23 protein-coding genes are annotated in these 21,679 nt (G+C 61.0%); 10 read left to right on the top strand and 13 right to left on the bottom strand.

Annotated features, from left to right (window positions below):
* The 4 genes from cysB to ELQ88_RS10595 form a co-directional block, all read right to left on the bottom strand.
* Positions 1-975 carry an HTH-type transcriptional regulator CysB gene (gene cysB, locus ELQ88_RS10610; protein ID WP_128871807.1) on the bottom strand — a complete coding sequence of 325 codons (975 nt, stop codon included), beginning with the start codon at positions 973-975 and terminating at the stop codon, positions 1-3.
* Between the two features lie 113 nt (positions 976-1,088).
* A complete protein-coding gene (locus tag ELQ88_RS10605) occupies positions 1,089-1,592 on the bottom strand; it encodes a universal stress protein (protein WP_128871806.1) in 504 nt (167 codons plus the stop codon).
* A gap of 94 nt (positions 1,593-1,686) precedes the next feature.
* A complete protein-coding gene (locus ELQ88_RS10600) occupies positions 1,687-2,592 on the bottom strand; it encodes a 5'-nucleotidase (RefSeq protein ID WP_128871805.1) in 906 nt (301 codons plus the stop codon).
* A 93-nt stretch (positions 2,593-2,685) separates the two neighbouring features.
* Positions 2,686-3,072 carry a thioredoxin family protein gene (locus tag ELQ88_RS10595; RefSeq protein WP_128871804.1) on the bottom strand — a complete coding sequence of 129 codons (387 nt, stop codon included), beginning with the start codon at positions 3,070-3,072 and terminating at the stop codon, positions 2,686-2,688.
* Here ELQ88_RS10595 and ELQ88_RS10590 point away from each other — a divergent pair.
* Positions 3,071-3,514, top strand: coding sequence for a PilZ domain-containing protein (locus ELQ88_RS10590; protein ID WP_128871803.1), 444 nt, complete (start codon positions 3,071-3,073; stop codon positions 3,512-3,514). The two genes, ELQ88_RS10595 and ELQ88_RS10590, sit on opposite strands and share 2 nt — an antisense overlap.
* A gap of 169 nt (positions 3,515-3,683) precedes the next feature.
* Complete coding sequence (locus tag ELQ88_RS10585) at positions 3,684-4,760, top strand: 3-deoxy-7-phosphoheptulonate synthase (protein ID WP_128871802.1); 1,077 nt, start codon at positions 3,684-3,686, stop codon at positions 4,758-4,760.
* A gap of 84 nt (positions 4,761-4,844) precedes the next feature.
* Here the strand turns inward: ELQ88_RS10585 and ELQ88_RS10580 are convergent, their stop codons facing one another.
* Positions 4,845-5,132, bottom strand: coding sequence for a GNAT family N-acetyltransferase (locus tag ELQ88_RS10580; protein ID WP_008057026.1), 288 nt, complete (start codon positions 5,130-5,132; stop codon positions 4,845-4,847).
* A gap of 636 nt (positions 5,133-5,768) precedes the next feature.
* Between ELQ88_RS10580 and oprI the strand changes: the two genes are divergently transcribed.
* Positions 5,769-6,020 carry an outer membrane lipoprotei OprI gene (oprI, locus tag ELQ88_RS10575; RefSeq protein WP_003172710.1) on the top strand — a complete coding sequence of 84 codons (252 nt, stop codon included), beginning with the start codon at positions 5,769-5,771 and terminating at the stop codon, positions 6,018-6,020.
* A gap of 120 nt (positions 6,021-6,140) precedes the next feature.
* On the opposite strand, the gene ELQ88_RS10570 is transcribed toward oprI, so the two are convergent.
* The 3 genes from ELQ88_RS10570 to ELQ88_RS10560 form a co-directional block, all read right to left on the bottom strand.
* Positions 6,141-7,112 carry a L,D-transpeptidase family protein gene (locus ELQ88_RS10570; protein WP_128871801.1) on the bottom strand — a complete coding sequence of 324 codons (972 nt, stop codon included), beginning with the start codon at positions 7,110-7,112 and terminating at the stop codon, positions 6,141-6,143.
* 242 nt (positions 7,113-7,354) lie between these two features.
* On the bottom strand, positions 7,355-7,648 hold the full coding sequence (locus tag ELQ88_RS10565) for a hypothetical protein (protein WP_003226812.1): 294 nt from the start codon (positions 7,646-7,648) through the stop codon (positions 7,355-7,357).
* A gap of 56 nt (positions 7,649-7,704) precedes the next feature.
* Positions 7,705-8,310, bottom strand: a complete 606-nt coding sequence (locus ELQ88_RS10560) for an arylesterase (RefSeq protein WP_138964945.1) — start codon at positions 8,308-8,310, stop codon at positions 7,705-7,707.
* 10 nt (positions 8,311-8,320) lie between these two features.
* On the opposite strand from ELQ88_RS10560, the gene ELQ88_RS10555 reads away from it, so the two are divergent.
* From ELQ88_RS10555 to greB, 3 genes are read left to right on the top strand one after another with little or no spacing between them, the layout of a single operon-like run.
* Complete coding sequence (locus tag ELQ88_RS10555; protein WP_128871799.1) at positions 8,321-9,004, top strand: ABC transporter ATP-binding protein; 684 nt, start codon at positions 8,321-8,323, stop codon at positions 9,002-9,004.
* Positions 9,004-11,508, top strand: coding sequence for an ABC transporter permease (locus tag ELQ88_RS10550; protein WP_138964943.1), 2,505 nt, complete (start codon positions 9,004-9,006; stop codon positions 11,506-11,508). The genes ELQ88_RS10555 and ELQ88_RS10550 overlap by 1 nt, the downstream gene beginning before the upstream one ends.
* 34 nt (positions 11,509-11,542) lie before the next feature.
* Positions 11,543-12,040: a transcription elongation factor GreB gene (greB, locus tag ELQ88_RS10545; protein ID WP_064676581.1), complete on the top strand. Its 498-nt coding sequence runs from the start codon at positions 11,543-11,545 to the stop codon at positions 12,038-12,040.
* Between the two features lie 18 nt (positions 12,041-12,058).
* Here the strand turns inward: greB and ELQ88_RS10540 are convergent, their stop codons facing one another.
* The 3 genes from ELQ88_RS10540 to ELQ88_RS10525 all read right to left on the bottom strand — a co-directional run bounded on the left by ELQ88_RS10540 (position 12,059) and on the right by ELQ88_RS10525 (position 15,109).
* On the bottom strand, positions 12,059-12,367 hold the full coding sequence (locus ELQ88_RS10540) for a class I SAM-dependent methyltransferase (RefSeq protein WP_128871797.1): 309 nt from the start codon (positions 12,365-12,367) through the stop codon (positions 12,059-12,061).
* A gap of 779 nt (positions 12,368-13,146) precedes the next feature.
* Positions 13,147-13,581, bottom strand: coding sequence for a DoxX family protein (locus ELQ88_RS10530; RefSeq protein WP_128871796.1), 435 nt, complete (start codon positions 13,579-13,581; stop codon positions 13,147-13,149).
* Between the two features lie 106 nt (positions 13,582-13,687).
* Complete coding sequence (locus ELQ88_RS10525; protein WP_128871795.1) at positions 13,688-15,109, bottom strand: transglycosylase SLT domain-containing protein; 1,422 nt, start codon at positions 15,107-15,109, stop codon at positions 13,688-13,690.
* Between the two features lie 229 nt (positions 15,110-15,338).
* On the opposite strand from ELQ88_RS10525, the gene ELQ88_RS10520 reads away from it, so the two are divergent.
* Complete coding sequence (locus ELQ88_RS10520) at positions 15,339-16,145, top strand: TatD family hydrolase (protein WP_138964941.1); 807 nt, start codon at positions 15,339-15,341, stop codon at positions 16,143-16,145.
* A gap of 197 nt (positions 16,146-16,342) precedes the next feature.
* On the opposite strand, the gene ELQ88_RS10515 is transcribed toward ELQ88_RS10520, so the two are convergent.
* A complete protein-coding gene (locus ELQ88_RS10515) occupies positions 16,343-17,548 on the bottom strand; it encodes an acyl-CoA dehydrogenase (RefSeq protein ID WP_128871794.1) in 1,206 nt (401 codons plus the stop codon).
* A gap of 214 nt (positions 17,549-17,762) precedes the next feature.
* Between ELQ88_RS10515 and ELQ88_RS10510 the strand changes: the two genes are divergently transcribed.
* Positions 17,763-18,686, top strand: a complete 924-nt coding sequence (locus tag ELQ88_RS10510; RefSeq protein ID WP_128871793.1) for a LysR family transcriptional regulator — start codon at positions 17,763-17,765, stop codon at positions 18,684-18,686.
* Positions 18,687-18,840: 154 nt separating this feature from the next.
* On the opposite strand, the gene ELQ88_RS10505 is transcribed toward ELQ88_RS10510, so the two are convergent.
* Positions 18,841-19,527: an alpha/beta family hydrolase gene (locus ELQ88_RS10505; protein WP_128871792.1), complete on the bottom strand. Its 687-nt coding sequence runs from the start codon at positions 19,525-19,527 to the stop codon at positions 18,841-18,843.
* A 95-nt stretch (positions 19,528-19,622) separates the two neighbouring features.
* Here ELQ88_RS10505 and ccoN point away from each other — a divergent pair, with 95 nt between their 5' ends.
* Both ccoN and ccoO read left to right on the top strand, forming a co-directional pair.
* A complete protein-coding gene (gene ccoN / locus ELQ88_RS10500; RefSeq protein ID WP_138964939.1) occupies positions 19,623-21,047 on the top strand; it encodes a cytochrome-c oxidase, cbb3-type subunit I in 1,425 nt (474 codons plus the stop codon).
* A 10-nt stretch (positions 21,048-21,057) separates the two neighbouring features.
* Entirely contained in the window at positions 21,058-21,666 is a 609-nt protein-coding gene (ccoO, locus tag ELQ88_RS10495) for a cytochrome-c oxidase, cbb3-type subunit II (RefSeq protein ID WP_138964937.1), read from the top strand.
* The last annotated feature ends 13 nt before the right edge of the window (positions 21,667-21,679 follow it).

The following is a 21,679-nucleotide window of genomic DNA, read 5'->3' as shown; positions in this document are numbered from 1 at the left end:
TCAATGGACCGGCAGTTCGACCCCGTCGAACAGTTCTTCCAGTTCCTGCTTGTTATGGCACTGGATGGCCTTGGCCATGACTTCGCGGGTCAGGTGCGGGGCGAACTTCTCGATGAAGTCGCACATGAAGCCACGCAGGAAGGTGCCGCGACGGAAACCGATCTTGGTGACGCTGGATTCGAACAGTTCGCTGGCGTCGAGCACCACCAGGTCACTGTCGAGTTTGGCATCGACCGCCATTTTCGCCACGATGCCCACGCCCAGGCCCAGGCGCACGTAGGTCTTGATCACGTCGGCGTCGGCCGCGGTGAACACCACTTTCGGCGTCAGGCCGCGATGGCTGAAGGCTTCGTCGAGCTTGGATCGACCGGTGAACCCGAACACGTAAGTCACGATCGGGTATTCGGCCAACGCTTCGAGGGTCAGCTTCGACAGCTTGGTCAGCGGGTGACCGTGCGGCACGACCACGCAGCGGTTCCAGCGATAGCACGGCATCATCACCAGGTCGCCGAACAGCTCGAGCGCTTCGGTGGCGATGGCAAAATCCACGGTGCCGTCAGCGGCCATTTCGGCGATCTGCATCGGCGAACCCTGGTGCATGTGCAGGGCCACGTCCGGGTATTGCTTGATGAAATTGCTGATCACCGGCGGCAATGCATAACGTGCCTGGGTGTGGGTGGTGGCGATCGACAGGGTGCCCTTCTTCTCGTTGGAGAATTCCTGGGCGATCTGCTTGATGCTTTCTACCTTGCGCAGGATCTCGCCAGCGGTGGTGATGATGCGCTCGCCGGCCGGTGTGACGCGGGTCAGGTGTTTGCCGCTGCGGGCGAAAACCTCGACGCCCAACTCATCTTCCAATAGACGGATCTGCTTGCTGATGCCCGGCTGCGAGGTGTAGAGACTTTGGGCTGTAGCGGAAACGTTGAGGTCGTGGTGCGCCACTTCCCAGATGTAGCGCAGTTGTTGAAGCTTCATATCAATCCCTCAAAGCAGGTAGACGCCACGGGCATCAGCGACGGTATATAACTATATTAATGGTTTGAAGAATAAATCTAGAACTTTTTTGTCAAATGGCCATTATTCGCGTTCTAGCGATCCCCTTGGCGCCGACGCTCCACCCGGGGCACCAGATAGACCGGTACCCGAGACAATTGCAGGACCCGCGCCGCGGTCCTGCCCAGAGGCGTTTCCGCGCCAGCTCCATGGCTATGACTACCTACGATCAACAAATCCACGGAGAGTTTCTGCGCCTGGTCGAGAATCACCTGCGACGGATCGCCCTGCAGCACCCGCACCGCCTTGATCCGTTTCAGGTCCTGCTCGCCGTCTTCCCCCAGTTCTTCACGAAAGCTGTCGAGCACCCGCCGCTCGATATTGGCAATCACCGTATTCAAGCCCTGGCTGTGAAACTCGTTCAGCGCCTGTTCATCGAGGTAGCTCTGGAGCACCGACTCGGCGAACAACCCCATCGGCTCCACAGCGTGTACCACGTAGAGGTCGGCGTTGAATGTCTTCGCCAGCGCCAAGGCATGCTGCATCACCAAAGGCGCGTATAGGCCGAGGTCAGTGGCATATAGCATCGAATGAATCATATGACCTCCTCGAGTGCCAACATGGCGCAGATTGATTCAGCTTAGCAGTGCCTTGGCGAGTACGACGTGCCGTGCAACACCTTGAAGCACGGGCTTAAACCTTTTGTTCGTTGCTTATGCCGTGAGGCACATGACCGGTGGCGACCACCTCCCGGGCCAACTCGCAGTGACCGGCCTGATCGTCGAAAAACACGTCGGCGGCAAAGGCTTCGAGAAACGCCGACTTGGTCAGGCCGCCGAGGAACAACGACTCATCCAGACGGATATCCCATTCGCGCAAGGTGCGGATCACCCGTTCATGGGCCGGCGCCGAACGCGCCGTCACCAGGGCCGTACGAATCGGACAAGCGTCGTCGGGGAACTCGCGCTGCAACAGGTTGAGGGCGGCCAGGAAGCCTTTGAAGGGGCCGCCGCGCAAAGGCTGGCGGGCCGCTTCACGCTCGCTGGCCTGAAAGGCTTCCAGGCCACCGGCCTGATAGACGCGCTCCGATTCGTCGGAAAACAGCACCGCGTCACCGTCGAAGGCAATCCGCAATTCATCGCTGGCCGCACGACTGGCGCCGCCCGACAAAATGGTCGCCGCGGCGAACCCGGCCTCCAGCGCACTGCGCACGTCTTCGGCATGGGTCGAGAGAAACAGGTCGCAGCCAAAGGCCTTGAGGTAAGGATAAGGACTGCGCCCGCCGACAAATGCCGCCCGGGAAATCGCCAGGCCATAGTGGTGGATCGAATTGAACACCCGCAGGCCGGTGTCGGCACTGTTGCGCGAAACCAGGATCACCTCGACCCGGGCGCGGCCCAGGTGGGTATTGAGGTTGAGGAGTTTTTGCACCAACGGGAATGCATCGCCCGGCTCGAGGATTTCGTCTTCATGTTCGATCTGATACTGGCGATAGGCTTCAACGCCGCTCGACAGATAGATCTTGTGGCTTTCGCTCAGGTCGAACAGCGCCCGCGAGGAAATCGCCAGCACCAGTTTGTCATCGATAGTCTTGGCCATGCCCCTTCCCCTTTGGTTGATCGACTCAAGCGTTACGTCGATCGATAAAACTCAAACTGCGATACAAGGCGAGCGGCCTGGCAACTGCCTCCATCATGGCAACTCCTCTGCAATTCGACTCAGCGCCTGATCCAGCGCTTCATTCAGCTCGGTAGCCGTCAGTCGCGATTCAAGGCCCCCGAAAAACTCGCCGTCGCGCACGACAAACAGCGCCGGCAAATGAAAAACCTGATAACGCTCGACCAGCCCGCCATTGTTCCCGGCATCGATCCAGCACAACCGATCGACATTCAGGTCGAATTGCGGAACCCGCTCACGGGCAAAACGGCAACCGGCGCAACCGACACTGGTGAAAATCAGCAGCGAGACACCGCTCATCGCCAGCAGCCGTTGGTCGGCGTCGAAATCCGTCAGTTCAGATTCGACCACTATACTGGTGGGAACGATGTCAGATGGCCGACACATGGAGTCCGTGCTCATGGGACGTTTTCTTCCTCATCCTGACGATGTACCCGTAGAGTTGACGTTGCTCACGCCCGAGTGCATTTCGCGGCAACAGCTGCACTCTATCAGCCTCGGGGGCATGGCTTGCAATTACCACCGTGCGTGGCGCCACGGGACGGCGCTGCAAGTGCGCATGCCGACCGTGAACCCGGACTTGCGCTACCTGGGTTATGTGGCCTGGTGCCTGCGACGAAAGCGTGGCTATCTGGTGGGCATTGCCTTCGTTGACGAGCAGACCCTGTTCACCGCGCGGATGGGCGAACAGGTGTGCCAGATCGAACGTTATTGCCGCATGCATGACACCCACAGCGACTTGCACGATAACCAGGCGCTGGCGCTGGAATGGGTCCAGGAGCACGCCGACGAGTTCTCCCATGACACGGTTCGCCGGGCTTTTTCGCAACCGGTGCTGGATTAGGCAGCCTTTTCGCTCGGTTTCCTGCCGCATTGTCGCCGCAAACCGGCGTCTGCCCATTGTCGAGCCACGGTGTAACGCGCTAAGGTTCCGCTCCCCGACGCGCTTAATTTGCTGTGCTCCGCCGCGCGGGTTCGCTGGCGGCCGGCACCTGTGACCTGACGAGTAAACGATGGCTGATTTACCGATCAACGACCTAAACGTCGCCTCCAACGAGACGCTGATCACTCCTGATCAGCTCAAGCGTGATATCCCTCTGAGCGACTCTGCCCTGCGCACCGTCACCAAGGGTCGCGAAGTCATTCGCAACATTCTTGATGGCACCGACCATCGCCTGTTTGTCGTCATCGGGCCCTGCTCGATCCACGACATCAAGGCGGCCCACGAATACGCCGAGCGCCTGAAGGCACTCGCGGCGGAAGTGTCCGATACCCTGTATCTGGTCATGCGCGTGTATTTCGAGAAGCCACGCACCACCGTCGGCTGGAAAGGCTTGATCAACGATCCGTACCTGGACGACTCCTTCAAGATCCAGGACGGCTTGCACATCGGCCGGCAGTTGCTGATGGACCTGGCCGAAATGGGCCTGCCGACCGCCACCGAAGCCCTCGACCCGATCTCCCCGCAGTACCTGCAGGACCTGATCAGCTGGTCCGCCATCGGCGCACGCACCACCGAGTCCCAGACTCACCGTGAAATGGCATCCGGCCTGTCTTCGGCGGTCGGTTTCAAGAACGGTACCGATGGCGGGCTGACGGTCGCGATCAACGCGCTGCAGTCGGTTTCCAGCCCGCACCGTTTCCTGGGCATCAACCAGGAAGGTGGCGTGTCGATCGTCACCACCAAGGGCAATGCCTACGGGCATGTGGTGCTGCGTGGCGGTAACGGCAAGCCGAACTACGATTCGGTCAGTGTCGCGCTGTGCGAGCAAGCGCTGAACAAGGCGAAGATCAAGCCCAACATCATGGTCGACTGCAGCCACGCCAACTCCAACAAGGACCCGGCCCTGCAACCGCTGGTAATGGAGAACGTCGCCAACCAGATCCTCGAAGGCAACCAGTCGATCATCGGGCTGATGGTCGAGAGTCATCTGAACTGGGGCTGCCAGGCGATCCCTAAAGACCTCGCCGACCTGCAATACGGCGTGTCGATCACCGATGCCTGCATTGACTGGACCGCCACCGAAACCACCTTGCGCAGCATGCATGCCAAGCTCAAGGATGTGCTGCCCAAACGCGATCGCACCTGATCGCTGCTTCAGAAAAAAGCGCCAGACAAAAACCGCCACAAAAAAACGCCGGGCTGAGCCCGGCGTTTTTTTTATGCGTTGGTTTTACTGGCTCAGCTTGGCCGCATGCCGCTGATGACGTTCCATGTAGCGCTCCACGTACGAGCACGAGGGAATGACGGTGTAGCCCATCTCCTCGGCGTACTCCAGCGCCTTTTCGGTCAAGGCGGCCGCAATGCCTCGACCACGCAATGCATTGGGCACAAAGGTGCGATAGATATCCAGGGTCTGTTTCCCCAGATCCATATAGGTCAGGTAGGCACGATGACCGTCCACATTGGTCTCGAACTGATGACCAGCCTGGTCATGGTGGATGGACAACGCCTCGCTCATCACTACTCCTCGCGGGTCTTGGATTCTGACCCCTACCTTACCGATGTTTTTCCGGCGAAGGAACATCTACGCCACCCCGTGCCTGAATGGACACCGAGAAAAGCTGCACGATCTCGCGCAACCGGGCACGAACAAATAGTAGGCACCATTGGCAAAAATGCTCAAGGTACGCTCGTCATCGTGCAGGTTGGCAGGTGCCGCTCCGGGTCGCGCAGGGACGGCTCGACCGGGTCTTTCACCCGGTCGGAGCCCGAACATTGCCGGATATTGAGACTTAAGACGAACGCCCCTCGTTAAAGTCACCTCAACTAGGAGAAAGATATGAGAGGTGCCGCACACATGCTGAACAAAAGTGTAGACGAATCCATATAGACAGACTTTGGCCAAGACCGGTAAAACAGCTGCGGGCACGGGGTACTTTTTCCCCCGGGCTCGCTCAACTCGGGCTTCCGCAGCTGGATATTTTTTAAACAGTGCAGTTAAAAGTTGCTCGAAAAAGAATCAACGCCTACAATTTTTTTTGCTTCTTGCTTCACGTCAGTTTACTTACTAGAAGTAATGGGTAGTATGTACGCCGGCCATTTCCTCACTCTGAGGAGACAGCTACTTACTAGAAAGTCCTTGAAGGGGAACACGATGAACAACGTTCTGAAATTCTCTGCTCTGGCGCTGGCCGCAGTTCTGGCTACCGGTTGCAGCAGTGTATCGAAAGAAACCGAAGCACGTCTGACTGCTACCGAAGACGCAGCTGCTCGCTCCCAGGCTCGTGCAGACGAAGCTTACCGTAAAGCTGATGAAGCTCTGGCTGCTGCTCAAAAAGCACAACAGACTGCTGACGAAGCTAACGAGCGTGCTCTGCGCATGCTGGAAAAAGCTAGCCGCAAGTAATAGTCCTTCGGGATTGTTATCAAGCCGACTCATTCATGGGTCGGCTTTTTTTTGCCCGCCGTTTCGTACAGGCAAAAAAAACCGCCGACGCGGTCAGCATCGGCGGGTTGTCTTCAAGCGTTACTGCAGTGGATCGATCGGCGAAGTCGTCACCATGGGCGCCGAGGCGTCCGGTACGCCGATTTCCACCGGCAGGCCATCTTCGGCAGCCACCACGTCGCGGACCACATCCCAGTTCATCCGCAGGTTATTGGTGATGTCCTCACGCTTGAGCATCGCGTTGATCACGGCAGTGTGCTTGTCCACCACCGACGGGTTGCCCGCGTCGTCCAGCGGCGTGTGCGCTTCCAGATACACCTTGCCGCCACTGACGCCGAACTTGTAAGGATCGCTGAGGATGCGCACCGACGTGCCGACCGGCACCATGCCGGCCATTTCCAGCACGTTGTTGTTGAACATGCGGAAGCAACCGTGGCTGGTCCGCATACCGATGCCGAACTTCTTGTTCGAACCATGGATCAGGTAGCCCGGTGTACCCAGGGTGAACTTGAACGGCCCCAGTGGATTGTCCGGGCCTGCCGGCACCACGTTCGGCAAGGGATCGCCGTCGGCGGCATGCTCGGCCTTGATCGACGCTGGCGGTGTCCAGGTCGGGTTCGGCGTCTTGGCGATGATGCTGGTGTGGGCGATCGGTGACCCCCAGCCTTCACGGCCGATACCCAGCGGGAAGGTGTAGACCACATTCCGGTCTTTCGGGTAGTAATACAGGCGGTACTCGGCCAGGTTGATGACGATGCCTTCACGCGGGCCCGGGGGCAGGATGAAGCGCGTCGGCAGCACGATCTCGGTGCCGGCGCCCGGCAACCATGGATCGACCCCGGGGTTGGCCGCGACCATTTCCGAATAGCCCAGATCGTAGGTGGTACCAAGGTCGGCGAAGGTGTCTTCGTACTTGGCCTTGATCACTTGCACCTGGCCGACGATGTCTTCACCGGGCGGTGGCAGGGGCAGCTCCAATGCGGCAACCGGACCCGCGACGCACAGGGCGGCAAGGGTCAGGCTGCGGGTGACGGCAGGAAAACGCGGCAACATCCGGAAAATCCTTCGCATGATCGACAAGGGTATAAAAACGGGATTGTACACTGGCGCCCGTTATTTCGGGGAGGCGCGACTGTTACAGGTGATGCAAGGCATGGGACGGGCTTGTTCGTGAAAGGTTCTGCCTCAAACATCCATGGCGCCTGGAATGCCGTCTTCGCGAGCAAGCCCGCTTGTGTCTTGCGCAGGAACTAAGATGAGGATGAGAGCGAGACCGGCTTGCCGGCGAAAGCGATCTAGAGTTCGAAGCGCAGCTCAGGCCAGATCGGCGAGGTGCCGCGTTTCTGCGATTCCAGGATGGCCCGGCACAGCGAGCACAGGCGCTGGTCCTGGAACACCCGGCGGTCGACGCTCGACCAGCGGGGCTGCGCCGGCAGCAAGCTGCCGCACAGGGTGCGGTCCGCCGAGCCGCCCAATTCCAGTTGACGGGTCACCAGATGCACCCGCACTTCCTGGCAGGCAAACAGATCCAGCTGTTCGTCAGGCTCGATCAGTTGATAGGCAAAAAGTGACCAGGCGGGACGCGGCATCGGGGGCTCCAAATCGGGGGCGCCACCTTAGCCGAAACGCGACCGCTAGAAAAGCGTCAAAGCAGCGGTTTCAGTGCCGGCCAGACATTTTCCAGCAACTTGTCCTGCGCCCCCGCGGCCGGGTGCAAGCCGTCGGCCTGCATCAAGTCAGGATGACCGCCCACGCCGTCGAGAAAAAACGGTACCAGCGGGATTTTTTTCTCATCGGCCACTTTGGTGTAAACCTCGGCGAAGGCCTTGGTGTAACGCTCGCCATAGTTGGGTGGCAATTGCATGCCGAGCAACAGCACCTTGGCACCACTGGCGCGGGAGCTGTCGATCATCGCCGCAAGGTTTTGTTGCAATTGCGTTGGCAGCATTCCGCGCAGCCCGTCATTGCCACCCAACTCGAGGACCACCAGCTCCGGCTTATGCTCTGCAAGCAGCGCAGGCAGGCGCGCCTGGCCTCCGGCACTGGTGTCGCCGCTGATGGACGCGTTGATCACCTTATCGTCGAAACCTTCGCGCTTGAGCCGTTGCTCGAGCAGCGACACCCACCCCAAGCGGGTATCCAGGCCGAAACCGGCGCTGATACTATCGCCAACGATCAGGACTGTACCCGCCGCTGCGTTCTGGGCCATGCACATCAAGGCCAGGCCAGCACTCAAAAACCACACTCGCATCGGATTCTCCATGGGCGCAAGCATTCTCACCGCGAAGAACCTCAGCAAAGTGGTTTCCAGCGCGGAAGGTGAACTGACTATCCTGCACGAACTCAGCCTGGAACTGAACAAGGGCGACAGCCTGGCCATCGTCGGCGCCTCCGGTTCAGGCAAATCCACCCTCCTCGGCCTGCTGGCCGGCCTCGACCTGCCGAGCAGCGGCGAAGTCACCCTGGCCGGGCAGGGCCTGAGCCAACTCGATGAAGACCAGCGCGCCCGCATCCGTGCCGAACATGTCGGTTTTGTCTTTCAATCCTTCCAGTTGCTCGACAGTCTCAACGCCCTGGAAAACGTCATGCTGCCGCTGGAACTCGACGGTCGCAAAGACGCCCGAGAGCGCGCCACCGAACTGCTGCAACGGGTCGGCCTTGGCCAACGCCTGAGCCACTCGCCCCGCCAACTCTCCGGTGGTGAACAGCAGCGCGTGGCCATCGCCCGCGCCTTCGCCGCAGAACCGGATGTGTTGTTCGCCGACGAACCCACCGGCAATCTCGACAGCCACACCGGCGAACGCATCAGCGACCTGCTGTTCGAACTCAACCAGGAAAGGGGCACGACCCTGGTGCTGGTGACCCACGACGAACGCCTGGCACATCGCTGCCGGCGCCTGATCCGCCTTGAAGCCGGCCTGCTGGTCGCCCCTCTGGAGCCTTGATGGCACGCCTGCCGCTGCTGCGCCTGTTCAGCCTCGCCCTCCGCCAACTGCTGCGCGACGCCCGCGCCGGTGAACTGCGGGTATTGTTCTTCGCCCTGCTGGTGGCAGTGGCGTCGAGTACCGCCATCGGCTATTTCGGTGCCCGCCTGAATGGCGCCATGATGCTGCGCGCCACCGAATTCCTCGGCGCCGACCTGCTGCTCGAAGGCAGCTCGCCGGCGCGCCCCGAACAGATCCGGAGCGGCGTGGAGCTGGGTCTGGAACACGCGCAGGTGGTGGAGTTTTCCAGCGTCATCGCCACCGACAACGGCATCCAGCTCTCCAGCATCAAAGCCGCCGACGCCGTCTACCCGCTGCGCGGCGAATTGAAAAGCACCCCCGCGCCCTTTGCCGCGGAAGAAGCCGGTGGCGGCCCGAAACCCGGCGAAGCCTGGGTCGAAGGACGCCTGCTGACCGCGCTGGACCTGAAAATCGGTGACAGCATCGACGTCGGCATGAAAACCCTGAAACTGGCGCGCGTACTGACCTACGAACCCGACCGCGCCGGCAATTTCTACAGCCTCACGCCACGGGTGCTGATCAACCTCGACGACCTCGCGGCGACCGGCGTGGTGCAACCCGGCAGCCGGGTCAGCTACCGCGAACTCTGGCGCGGCAACGCCGAGGCGCTGGAAACCTATCGGCAACTGATCAAGCCCGGGCTGGCCGCCAACCAGCGCGTACAGGATGCCCGCGACGGCAACCGGCAGATCGGCGGCGCCCTGGGCAAGGCCGAACGCTACCTGAACATGGCCAGCCTGGTGGCGGTGCTGCTGGCCGGGGTGGCGGTGGCGTTGTCGGCGACGCGCTTCGCTACGCGGCGATTCGATGCCAGCGCCTTGTTGCGCTGCCTGGGGCTGTCCCGTCGGGAAACCATGGTGCTGTTCAGTTTGCAGCTGACGGTGCTCGGGCTGCTCGCCAGTCTCAGCGGCGCCGTTATCGGCTGGCTGGCGCAGCTCGGGCTGTTCGCCTTGCTGCATGACCTGGTGCCGACCGATGTGCCGCCGGGCGGCCTGTTTCCGGGCATCGCCGGGATCGGCACCGGGCTGGTGGCGCTGGCCGGTTTTGCCTTGCCGCCGCTGGCGGCGCTGGGTCGGGTGCCACCCTTGCGGGTATTGCGGCGGGACATGCTGCCGATTCCCACCAGCACCTGGATGGTCTATGGCGCGGCCTTGGGCGCCCTTGGCCTGATCATGTGGCGCCTGAGCCTGGACCTGCTGCTGACCTTTGCCCTGCTCGGCGGCGGCGTGATCGCCGCGCTGGTGCTGGGCGGTTTGCTGTTGCTGCTGCTCAAGAGCCTGCGCCGTATGCTCGCGCGTGCATCCTTGCCGTGGCGCCTCGGGTTGGGCCAGTTGCTGCGCCATCCGCTGGCCGCCGCGGGTCAAGCCCTGGCCTTCGGTCTGATTCTGCTGTCCATGGCATTGATCGCCCTGTTGCGCGGCGAATTGCTGGACACCTGGCAGAACCAGTTGCCAAAAAACGCGCCGAACTATTTCGCGCTGAATATTCTGCCGGCGGACAAGCAGGCCTTCACCGATCGATTGATCGAACTGTCGGCACAGTCGGCACCCTTGTACCCGGTGGTGCCGGGGCGACTGATCAGCATCAATGGCGAGCCGGTGCAGGACATCGTCAGCAAGGATTCGGCCGGTGACCGGGCGATCCAGCGCGACCTGAGCCTGACCTGGGCGGCGGACCTGCCGACGGGCAACACACTCACCGCCGGCAACTGGTGGGCCGGACAAGCGCCGGATGAAATTCCCGGCGTATCGGTGGAAGGCAAGGTCGCCGAAAGCCTCAAGCTCAAGCTCGGCGATCACATGGTGTTTAGCGTCGGCGGGATGAATCGCGAAGCGAAAGTCACCAGCCTGCGAGACATCAACTGGGACAACTTCCAGCCGAACTTCTTCATGATCTTCCAGCCCGGCACCCTCAAAGACTTGCCGGCGACCTACCTGACCAGTTTCTACCTGGCGGCCGGTCATGATCAGCAGATCGTCGACCTGTCCCGGTCCTTCCCGGCGGTGACGATTCTGCAAGTCGAAGCCTTGCTCGCGCAGTTGCGCAGCATCCTCGCCCAAGTCACCCTGGCAGTGGAGTACGTGCTGTTGTTCGTGTTGGCGGCGGGCATGGCGGTGTTGTTCTCCGGCCTGCAAGCGACGCTGGACGAGCGCATTCGCCAAGGTGCCTTGTTGCGGGCGCTGGGGGCCGAGCGGCAGTTGCTGGTCAAGGCCCGACGCATCGAGTTCGGTCTGCTTGGCGCAGTCAGCGGCTTGTTGGCGGCGCTGGGCTCGGAACTGGTGAGCCTGGTGCTTTACCGCTACGCCTTCGACCTGCCCTGGCACCCGCATCCGTGGCTGCTGGTGCTGCCGCTGATCGGCGCCGTGCTGATCGGTGGCGCCGGTGTCTTCGGTACTCGTCGCGCCTTGAATGCCAGCCCCCTGACAGTCTTGCGCGAGGGTTGATAGACTCAAGCCTTCTCCACCACAAGAAGTTGCCATGAGCCGTTATCGCCCTCCCCGCACTGCCGGCACCGCGCTGATCACCCCCGAGGGTGAAGCGCGGATGCGGGCCGAGTTCCATGAGCTCTGGCATGTGCGCCGCCCGCAGGTCACGCAGTCGGTCAGCGAAGCCGCGGCCCAGGGCGATCGCTCGGAGAACGCCGAGTACACCTACGGCAAGAAAATGCTGCGCGAAATCGACAGCCGCGTGCGCTTTCTCACCAAACGGCTGGAAGCGCTCAAGGTGGTCAGCGAGAAGCCGAGCGACCCGAACAAGGTCTATTTTGGCGCCTGGGTCACCATTGAAGACGAGGCTGGCAAAGAATCGCGCTATCGCATCGTCGGGCCGGACGAGCTTGATTTGAAGTTGGGGCTGATCAGCATCGACTCACCGCTGGCCCGCGCGCTGATCGGCAAGGCCCTGGACGCCGAAGTGCGGGTCCAGACGCCTACCGGCGAGCAGTGTGTGTATATCGTGGCGATCGACTATCCCTGAGTCGCAGTGCGCTGAACCTCAGCGGCGGGTAATCAGCCCTTGTCGGGCAACGCGGGTCAGTTGCCTGATCACTTCGGGGGCGTCTTCGATGCTGGGTGATTGAATCACCGCCAGATCAAAGCTGTCGCTGGCAAATCGGGCCAGGGACTCGCCGTCTTCGACAAACTGGATCAGGAAGGCTGCAGGCCCGCCGGTGCGACGTGGCCAGCCATCGAGATAGCGCAGGAGCGTCGGCTGATGTTTGCCGCCCAGCAGGATTTTTGGGTTGCGCTGGGTCAGATGGGCCGTGATCGGCGCGGGGCGTATAACGGGGCTTAATGCATTCATCGTGTGATGTCTCTGCCTCAAAAAGTCTGCATGGCAGGTGAGAGGCAACACCGAACCAGCGCTTTAGCGGTATTTCGAAGCCTGTTTCAAGCTTCTGTCGGCAACTGATCGAGTCACCTGGCGCCCCGCAAGTAGCTGTTTAAATCGGCGCATGAGCAGCATCCTAGAGAAGCTGACCGGAGGGTGTCAAGAATGACGCGCAACAAAAAACGGCTGCGCAATGGGGAAAGTTGTTGGCTTGTCGGATCGCCGCACCGCAGCGAAGACGGCGGATCAGTCGACATCGGTGCCGAATGTCAGTCCGCCTTCGCGAGCAAGCTATCTCCCACAGTTGGATCGGGTACATCCGCAGAAACAGGTCGGCTATTAGGCCGCCTTCGCTGGCAAGCCAGCTCCTACAGGGTCCAGGTACATCCGCAGAATAAGGTTGGCTATTAGGCCGCCTTCGCTGCTGTGCGGCGGGGGTAGCCATTTCATTATTTGTATTGGCGTACACCTGCGCCCTTCACCACTCATCAGGCCGAGCGTTAGCTCGCCTGCAGCGCTTGATCTTGATCCACCCGCCCCGTCGGGAGGCTGAGTGGAGGTGTTCATCCGGGGAGTGGCGCGTAGCGCCGTTCGACGCAGTCGAACACGCTGCATGTAGGTCGTCGCGAAGCAGACCGGAGGGCAGTGTCCCCGGATGGATACCGGAGCGAGGGGCCGTCAGCGGCCAATACCGCAGCAACGGATATGTACTCACTCAACGAGACACAGGTCGGCCCGAAGGCCGCCTTCCATCACCCCGCGATGGCCCGATCAACCGACAGCTTGCCCGCCCCCTCAATCAACACCGCAATGCTGCCGCCCAACAAGGCCAAAGCGAACTCATACCCGTTATTGGCCATGAACAGCCCATTGCCAATATGCACCGTGAAAATCGCCACCAGCGAGAGAAAGGTCAGACCCAAGGCAGCCGGGCGCGCCAGCAGGCCGATGATCAATGCCAGGCCGCCAAAGAACTCGGTACCGCCCGCCAGCGTCGCCATCACATAGCCTGGCGTCAGACCGATGCTCTCCATGTACTGCGCCGTGCCTGCCAATCCATAACCACCAAACGCACCGAACAGTTTCTGCGAACCGTGGGCGGCGAAGATGATGCCGACGAAAATCCGCAGGACAGTCAGGCCATAGCCGGCGCGGGTAAACAGTACCTTGTTGATCAGTGTGCTCATGCTGTGTCATCCATTCTGGAGTTAAGGTTTCGGTTGGCCGCTATATTAATCAGTAAATATCATGTTAAAAGCGCAATATATCCGCCATAACAATCAGTTTATTCGATCATTTACGCGAGACAACCTTCTGCCCCCCGGGCTCCAACGACTCCCGCTCCCGATCGAACGCCAGGTAATACTTGTTCACGCTATTAACATAGCTGACGGCGCCCATTCCCACCTGCTCCATGGCGATGCGTTCCACCTGGAAGAACCACTGATTGGGATTCAAGCCCCGGCGACGCGCCTCGGCACGCATGCCTTGCACCCGCTCCGGCCCCATGTTGTAGGCCGCCAGCACAAACGCCATGCGCTCGCGTTCGTTGAGTTTGGGGCTGGAAAAGAATTTGCGACGGATCATTGCCAGGTACTTGGCCCCCGCCTGCACATTGGCATCGAGGTTCTGGATATTGTTGACCCCCACCCGCTGGGCCGCGGAGGGGGTGATCTGCATCAGGCCGGTGGGGCCGCTGCCGCTGCGGGCATTGGGTTGCAGGGACGACTCCTTGAACGCCAGTGCCGCCAGGTTCAGCCAGTCCATGCCTTGGGCATCAGCGTGTTTCTGCAGCACCGGTCGCAGTTTTTCCAGGCGCTGTCGATCAGCCTTGGCCAAGGGATAGTGCACGCGATACAAGCGTCGATAGGTCCGCAGGAACGCGACGTCCTGATCCGATGGTTTTTTGTACCCGGTCAGGAAGCGATCGATGCTCGCGCGCAACATCGAAGCATCGCGGCGCACGAACCAGTACTCCTCGCCCGGCTCGCTGATGAGCACCTGCCGATCAAAACGCAACTTGGGCAGGATCTTGCCCCAGCGCTCGGCAATCGGTTGTTCGACGATGGTCAGGTGGAAAATCCCGCCCTGGACCATCTCCAGCACATCCTCGACCGCCAGGCTGGGGTCGACCCACTCGATCTTCACCGGCGCCAGCTTGCGCAGCGCCAGCTTCTGATTGATCTGACTGACCGCATCGCCAGCGGCACTGCCGGTGGGGAGCGCCAGGGTTTTGCCCGAGAGTTGTTCAAGACGGGTGTAGCGTCGCTCGCCCTTGATACCGACCAGCAGCAAGGGTACGTTGCTCGACACCGGAGCACTGGTGCTGACCGCAAAGCCGGGCCGCAGATCGAGCAGTTCCCCGGGCGCCACCAGATCCCCCTCGCCGCGCTGCAGCGCACCGAGCAATTGATCCTTGGCCTTGGGAATGATCTTGAGGGTGATTTCCTGACCGTCTCGGGCGTGACCGTTGAGGTATTGCTCGAAGGCGCGCAGGCGATGGTATTCGACGCCAATGGACTGGCCCTGGACCTCGCCCGAGCTGTTGCGGCTCTGATTGACCAGCACCCTCAGCACCCGGCTGCTGCGGATGTCCGCCAGATCGCGGACCTTGGCTGCCGGCACGGCTTGCAGCGGCCCGGCCAGGCGCGCAACCGCGGGCATCGGCAGCAGCAACGAACAACACAGCAGTAGCAACACCGAGGGACGAATCATCCGCTCTCCGCAAAGAATACCGGGTCGATCGTTTTCATGAGATCGAACGACAGAAACAGAGCGCTCTGAGCGCTGACAAGGTGCCGAAAACTGGCACAGCGATGGCATATTGACCAACCGGACCTGTCTCTCGGCCTCAAGAGACAGCAATAACCCGTTGTAGTTCTTGGTTTTTCTTATAAATCTGCAGCTCTGATATGCTTTCCGGCCTTTGGTCCGAGGTAGCACCATGCAACTCATCGATATCGGCGTCAACCTGACCAACCCCAGTTTTGCCGACAAGCACCAGGCGGTACTCGACCGTGCCTACGCGGCCGGCGTCTGCCAGTTGGTGCTCACCGGGACCAGTGTCGAGGGCAGCGAACAGGCGTTGGAGCTGTGTCGCCAGCTGGATGACACGGCACAACGCCTGTTCGCCACCGCCGGTATTCATCCGCACTCGGCCAGTGACTGGAATGCCGACAGCGACCGGCAACTGCGTAGCTTGCTCAAGGAGCCGAATGTGGTGGCCGTGGGTGAATGCGGACTGGATTTCAATCGCGATTTCTCGCCGCGTCCGCAGCAGGAAAAAGTTCTCGAAGAGCACTTGGCGATGGCGGTCGAGCTACAGATGCCGGTATTCCTCCATGAGCGCGATGCCAGTCAGCGTTTGCTGGAGATCCTGCGTGATTACCGGGATCAGTTGCCCGCCGCGGTGGTGCATTGCTTCACCGGCGAAAAAAAGGCCCTGTTCAGCTACCTGGATCTGGATTTGCACATCGGCATCACCGGCTGGATTTGCGACGAGCGCCGGGGCACGCACCTGCATCCGTTGGTGAAGGAAATCAAGCGCGGGCGGTTGATGCTGGAGAGCGATGCGCCGTACCTGTTACCACGCAGTTTGCGGCCCAAGCCGAAAAACGGGCGCAACGAGCCTGCGTATCTCACTGAAGTGTTGCGCGAAGTGGCGCTGCATCGTGGGGAAAGCGAGGAAGAGCTGGCGGCTCACAGCACTGCGTGTGCGCGGGCGTTCTATGGGCTGCCGATGGTCGACTGACAAACCATCGACCTTTGACTCAAAACCGACCTTTGTAGGAGCGAGCTTGCTCGCGATGGATTCAAGAGCGCCGCGTTTAACCTGTAAACACGCGTTATCGTTTACGACCATCGCGAGCAAGCTTGCTCCTACATAAGCACCGCGTTTATCCAGCAAATACGCGTTATCGTTTACGTCCATCGCGAGCAAGCTTGCTCCTACCGGATGTACTTGCCGATCTCGAACTTGCCGATCGCCGCGCGGTGCACTTCGTCCGGGCCGTCGGCCAGGCGCAGGGTGCGCTGCATCGCATACATGTAGGCCAGCGGGAAATCGTTGGACACCCCTGCCCCGCCATGGATCTGGATCGCCCGGTCGATCACCCGCAAGGCGACGTTCGGCGCCACCACCTTGATTTGCGCGATTTCGCTCTTCGCAATTTTATTGCCGACCGTGTCCATCATGTACGCGGCCTTCAATGTCAGCAGGCGCGCCATGTCGATCTCCATCCGCGAATCGGCGATCTTGTCGATGTTACCTCCCAGACGTGCCAGGGGCTTGCCAAACGCTGTACGGTTCACCGCGCGCTTGCACATCAGTTCCAGCGCGCGCTCAGCCATGCCGATCGAACGCATGCAGTGGTGAATCCGGCCAGGGCCGAGGCGACCCTGGGCGATTTCAAAGCCGCGGCCTTCACCCAGCAGGACGTTTTCGTACGGCACCCGGACATTGTCGAACAGCACTTCGGCGTGACCGTGAGGGGCATCGTCGTAACCGAACACCGGCAACGGGCGCACGATTTTTACCCCCGGGGTATCCACCGGCACCAGAATCATCGAGTGCTGGGCATGACGCGGTGCGTCCGGATTGCTCAGGCCCATGAAGATCAGGATCTTGCAGCGCGGATCACAGGCGCCCGAGGTCCACCATTTCTTGCCGTTGATCACCCACTCGTCGCCATCGCGCACGGCGCGTGCGGCCATGTTGGTGGCGTCGGAGGACGCCACGTCCGGCTCGGTCATGGCAAACGCCGAGCGAATATCGCCGCGCAGCAAGGGTTCGAGCCAGCGTTGCTTCTGTTCTTCGTTGGCGTAACGCACCAGCACTTCCATGTTGCCGGTGTCCGGCGCGGAGCAGTTGAACGGTTCCGGCCCCAGCAGCGAACGGCCCATGATTTCCGCCAGCGGCGCGTATTCCAGGTTGCTCAGGCCGGCACCGAGTTCAGACTCGGGAAGAAACAAATTCCACAGCCCTTCAGCCTTGGCCTTGAGTTTGAGCTCCTCCATGATTGCCGTCGGCTGCCAGCGATCGCCCTCGGCGACCTGGCGCTCGAACACAGCTTCGGCCGGATAAACGTAGGAGTCCATGAACGCGGTCACGCGCTCACGCAGTTCTTGCACCTTGGGCGAATAAGCGAAATCCATGGGCAGCTCTACCTTTCGACGGGGGGTTTTGATGAGTTGTTCAGGTCATGCAATCGATGCTAGAACAGCTACGAAAATTTACCTAGCCTATTCTCGGCGTGTATTAACATTCATCACCGATATATGATCGACTGATCGTCAAGGCCACCCAGCCCCCATAAACGTCCGTATGACACGCGCCAATAACACCGCCCCTATAACAAGAGTGCACGCAATGAATCTGAGCAAGGTCGACCTCAATCTTTTCATCGTCTTCGATGCGATCTACACCGAAGCCAACCTGACCCGGGCCGGGCAGATCGTCGGAATCACTCAACCGGCGGTGTCCAACGCCCTGGCTCGCCTGCGTGAGACCTTCAACGATCCGCTGTTCGTGCGCACCGCCCAGGGCATGGTCCCGACACCGATGGCCCAGAACATCATCGGCCCGGTACGCAACGCCCTCTCCCTGCTACGGGTCTCGGTCCAGGAAAGCCGCATCTTCAATCCATTGCAGGCGGTCAAGACCTACCGCATCAGCATGACCGACCTCACCGAAGCGGTGATTCTGCCGCCCCTGTTCCAGCGCCTGCGTCGCCTGGCCCCCTCGGTGATCATCGAGAGCTTTTTGTCCAAGCGCCGCGAAACCACCAAGGATCTGGCGGCCGGGCGCCTCGACTTCGCCGTCGATGCGCCGCTCAACACCGACCCCCAGGTGCGCCACGTCAAGCTGATGGAAGATCGCTACGTGTGCGCCATGCGCAAGGGGCATCCGCTGGCAGGCAAGGAAAAATTCAGCCTCGACGACTACCTCTCCCTGACCCACATCCATATCTCCAGCCGTCGCAGCGGTCTGGGCCATGTCGATCTGGCGCTGGGCAAGATGGGCATCCAGCGCAAGATCGCCCTGCGCTCCCAGCATTACCTGATGGCCTCGCAAGTGTTGCAGCAGACTGACATGGTCATGACCGTGCCGGAGCGCTTCGCCCGCCGCCATGACTTGTACTCGGTGAACTTGCCGGTCAACGACGTACCGCCGGTGGAAACCCACCTCTACTGGCACGAAAGCACCGACCAGGACCCGGCCAACCGCTGGATGCGCGAGCAGATGATCGAGCTGTGCCAGCAGGTGACGGCCCATGAAAAGAAGCCCCTGTAGGAGCGAGCTTGCTCGCGATGGTCCCAAGGGCGACGCATTTATTCAGCGAGCACGCGTTATCGTTGACGTCCATCGCGAGCAAGCTCGCTCCTACAGGGACAGGGACAGGGGCATGGCGAGGGCGGCGTTCCGGCGATGGGGCGGCAGCGAAAGCTCACAGAACAAACGCGGCAACCTTGTTCGCCGCTGTCGCCAGATGCTGTTCATGGGTAAACCCCGAAGCCTTCAACGGCTTCAGGTCATGATCCCCCGCCACCAGCCAGAACACCTCGATACCCGGTGCCAATGTGTAAGCCTCGACCGCCTCGCGATTACCCAGCGCATCCCGCTCCCCCTGCACGATCAACGTGGGCGTCTGCAATCCGGCCAGATGCTCGACCCGCGGCTTCTGCGGCTTGCCGACCGCATAAAACGGATACCCCAGGCACACCAGCGCATCCACCCCCAGTTCATCCGCCAATAGGCTGGCCATGCGCCCGCCCATGGACTTGCCGCCAATAGCCAGGCGCCCAGCGACATGACGTCGCACCACGGCATGGACCTCACGCCAGCATTCCAGCAATTTGGGGGCCGGGTTTGGTGGACGTTTGCCGCCATCAAGGCGCCGCTGCGCCATGTATGGAAACTCGAACCGCAACACGTTGACGCCTTGAGCCGCAAGGCGTGCAGCCATGTCGTCCATCCAGGCACTGTCCATCGGCGCACCGGCGCCGTGGGCGAGAATCAGCGTCACAGGCGCGGCCGATCCCTTTGCGGCAGCCTCATTCCACAACCATCCGTGTTCGCGCACACACTGCGCCCATTGATCCCCGTCAATACTGGCCTTGTGCTCTTTGCCCATGCTTGCCTCGCTTTTAGTCTGCCTATAACTCCAGGCGAAGTGAGCGTTGCCTTGCGCATCCGCCTTCACTTCAGCTGAACCGTGGATGGGGAACCATGAACACTTCTATCAGTACCGCCTACAACTACAAGGTGGTCCGCCAATTCGCCATTATGACGGTGGTGTGGGGCATCGTCGGCATGGGACTCGGGGTTTTTCTCGCAGCCCAGTTGGTCTGGCCTGAACTCAACTTCGACTTGCCGTGGACCAGTTTCGGCCGCCTGCGCCCGTTGCACACCAACGCCGTGATCTTCGCCTTCGGCGGCTGCGCCCTGTTCGCCAGTTCGTTCTATTCGGTGCAACGCACCTGTCAGACGCGATTGTTTGCGCCGAAAATCGCCGCGTTCTGCTTCTGGGGCTGGCAAGTGGTGATCCTGCTGGCGGCGATCAGCCTGCCGCTGGGTTACACCAGCTCCAAGGAATACGCCGAGCTGGAATGGCCGATCGACATCCTGATCACCATCGTCTGGGTCGCCTACGCCGTGGTGTTCTTCGGCACGATCATGCAGCGCAAGACCAAACACATCTACGTCGGCAACTGGTTCTTCGGCGCATTCATCATCACCGTGGCGATTCTGCACATCGTCAACAACGTTGAACTGCCGGTGAGTTTCACCAAGTCCTACTCGGTATACGCCGGTGCCACCGACGCCATGGTGCAGTGGTGGTACGGGCACAACGCCGTAGGCTTTTTCCTCACCGCCGGCTTCCTCGGCATGATGTATTACTTCGTGCCGAAGCAGGCCGAACGCCCGGTGTATTCCTATCGCCTGTCGATCGTGCACTTCTGGGCGCTGATCACCCTGTACATCTGGGCCGGCCCGCACCACTTGCACTACACCGCGCTGCCGGACTGGGCCCAGTCGCTGGGCATGGTGATGTCGCTGATCCTGCTGGCACCGAGCTGGGGCGGGATGATCAACGGCATGATGACGCTCTCCGGCGGCTGGCATAAGTTGCGCAGCGACCCGATCCTGCGCTTCCTCGTGGTGTCGCTGGCGTTCTACGGCATGTCGACCTTCGAAGGGCCGATGATGGCCATCAAGACGGTGAACGCCCTCTCCCACTACACCGACTGGACCATCGGCCACGTGCACGCCGGCGCCCTCGGCTGGGTAGCGATGATCTCGATCGGCGCGCTGTACCACATGATCCCGAAAATCTTCGGCCGCACGCAGATGCACAGCATCGGCCTGATCAACGCGCACTTCTGGCTTGCCACCATCGGCACCGTGCTCTACATCGCGTCGATGTGGGTCAACGGCATCGCCCAGGGCCTGATGTGGCGCGCGGTCAATGCAGACGGCACGCTGACCTACTCCTTCGTCGAAACCCTGGTGGCCAGCCATCCCGGCTTCGTCGTGCGCCTGGTCGGCGGTGCGATTTTCTTCAGCGGCATGCTGCTGATGGCCTACAACACCTGGCGCACCGTGCGGGCCTCGCAGCCTGCCGAAGCCGCCGCTGCCGCGCAGATCGCCTGAGGAGGCCGCCATGAAACACGAAACAATCGAGAAAAACGTCGGCCTGCTGATGCTGTTGATGGTACTGGCCGTGAGCATTGGCGGCCTGACCCAGATCGTCCCGCTGTTCTTCCAGGACGTGACCAACAAACCGGTCGAAGGCATGAAGCCCTACACCGCACTGCAACTGGAAGGTCGCGACATCTACATCCGCGAAGGCTGCGTCGGTTGCCATTCGCAGATGATCCGGCCGTTCCGCGCCGAGACCGAACGCTACGGCCACTACTCGGTGGCCGGTGAAAGCGTCTGGGACCACCCGTTCCTCTGGGGCTCGAAACGTACCGGTCCGGACCTCGCCCGGGTTGGCGGTCGCTATTCCGAAGACTGGCACCGCGCGCATTTGTACAACCCGCGCAACGTGGTGCCGGAATCGAAAATGCCTGGCTACCCATGGCTGGTGGCCAATCAGCTCGACAGCAGCCACACCGAAACCAAGATCAAGGCGATGCGCACCCTCGGCGTGCCGTACACCGACGACGACATCGCCGGCAGCGTGGCTTCGCTCAAGGGCAAGAGCGAAATGGACGCGCTGGTCGCTTACCTGCAAGTGCTCGGCACATCCATCAAGAGCAAGAGGTGAGCCATGTCCATGC

This window comes from Pseudomonas sp. MPC6, assembly GCF_006094435.1.
In the GTDB taxonomy this organism is placed as follows: Bacteria; Pseudomonadota; Gammaproteobacteria; order Pseudomonadales; family Pseudomonadaceae; genus Aquipseudomonas.
The sequence above is the reverse complement of the archived record's forward strand: the minus strand, read 5'-3'. Positions and strand labels throughout refer to the sequence as shown.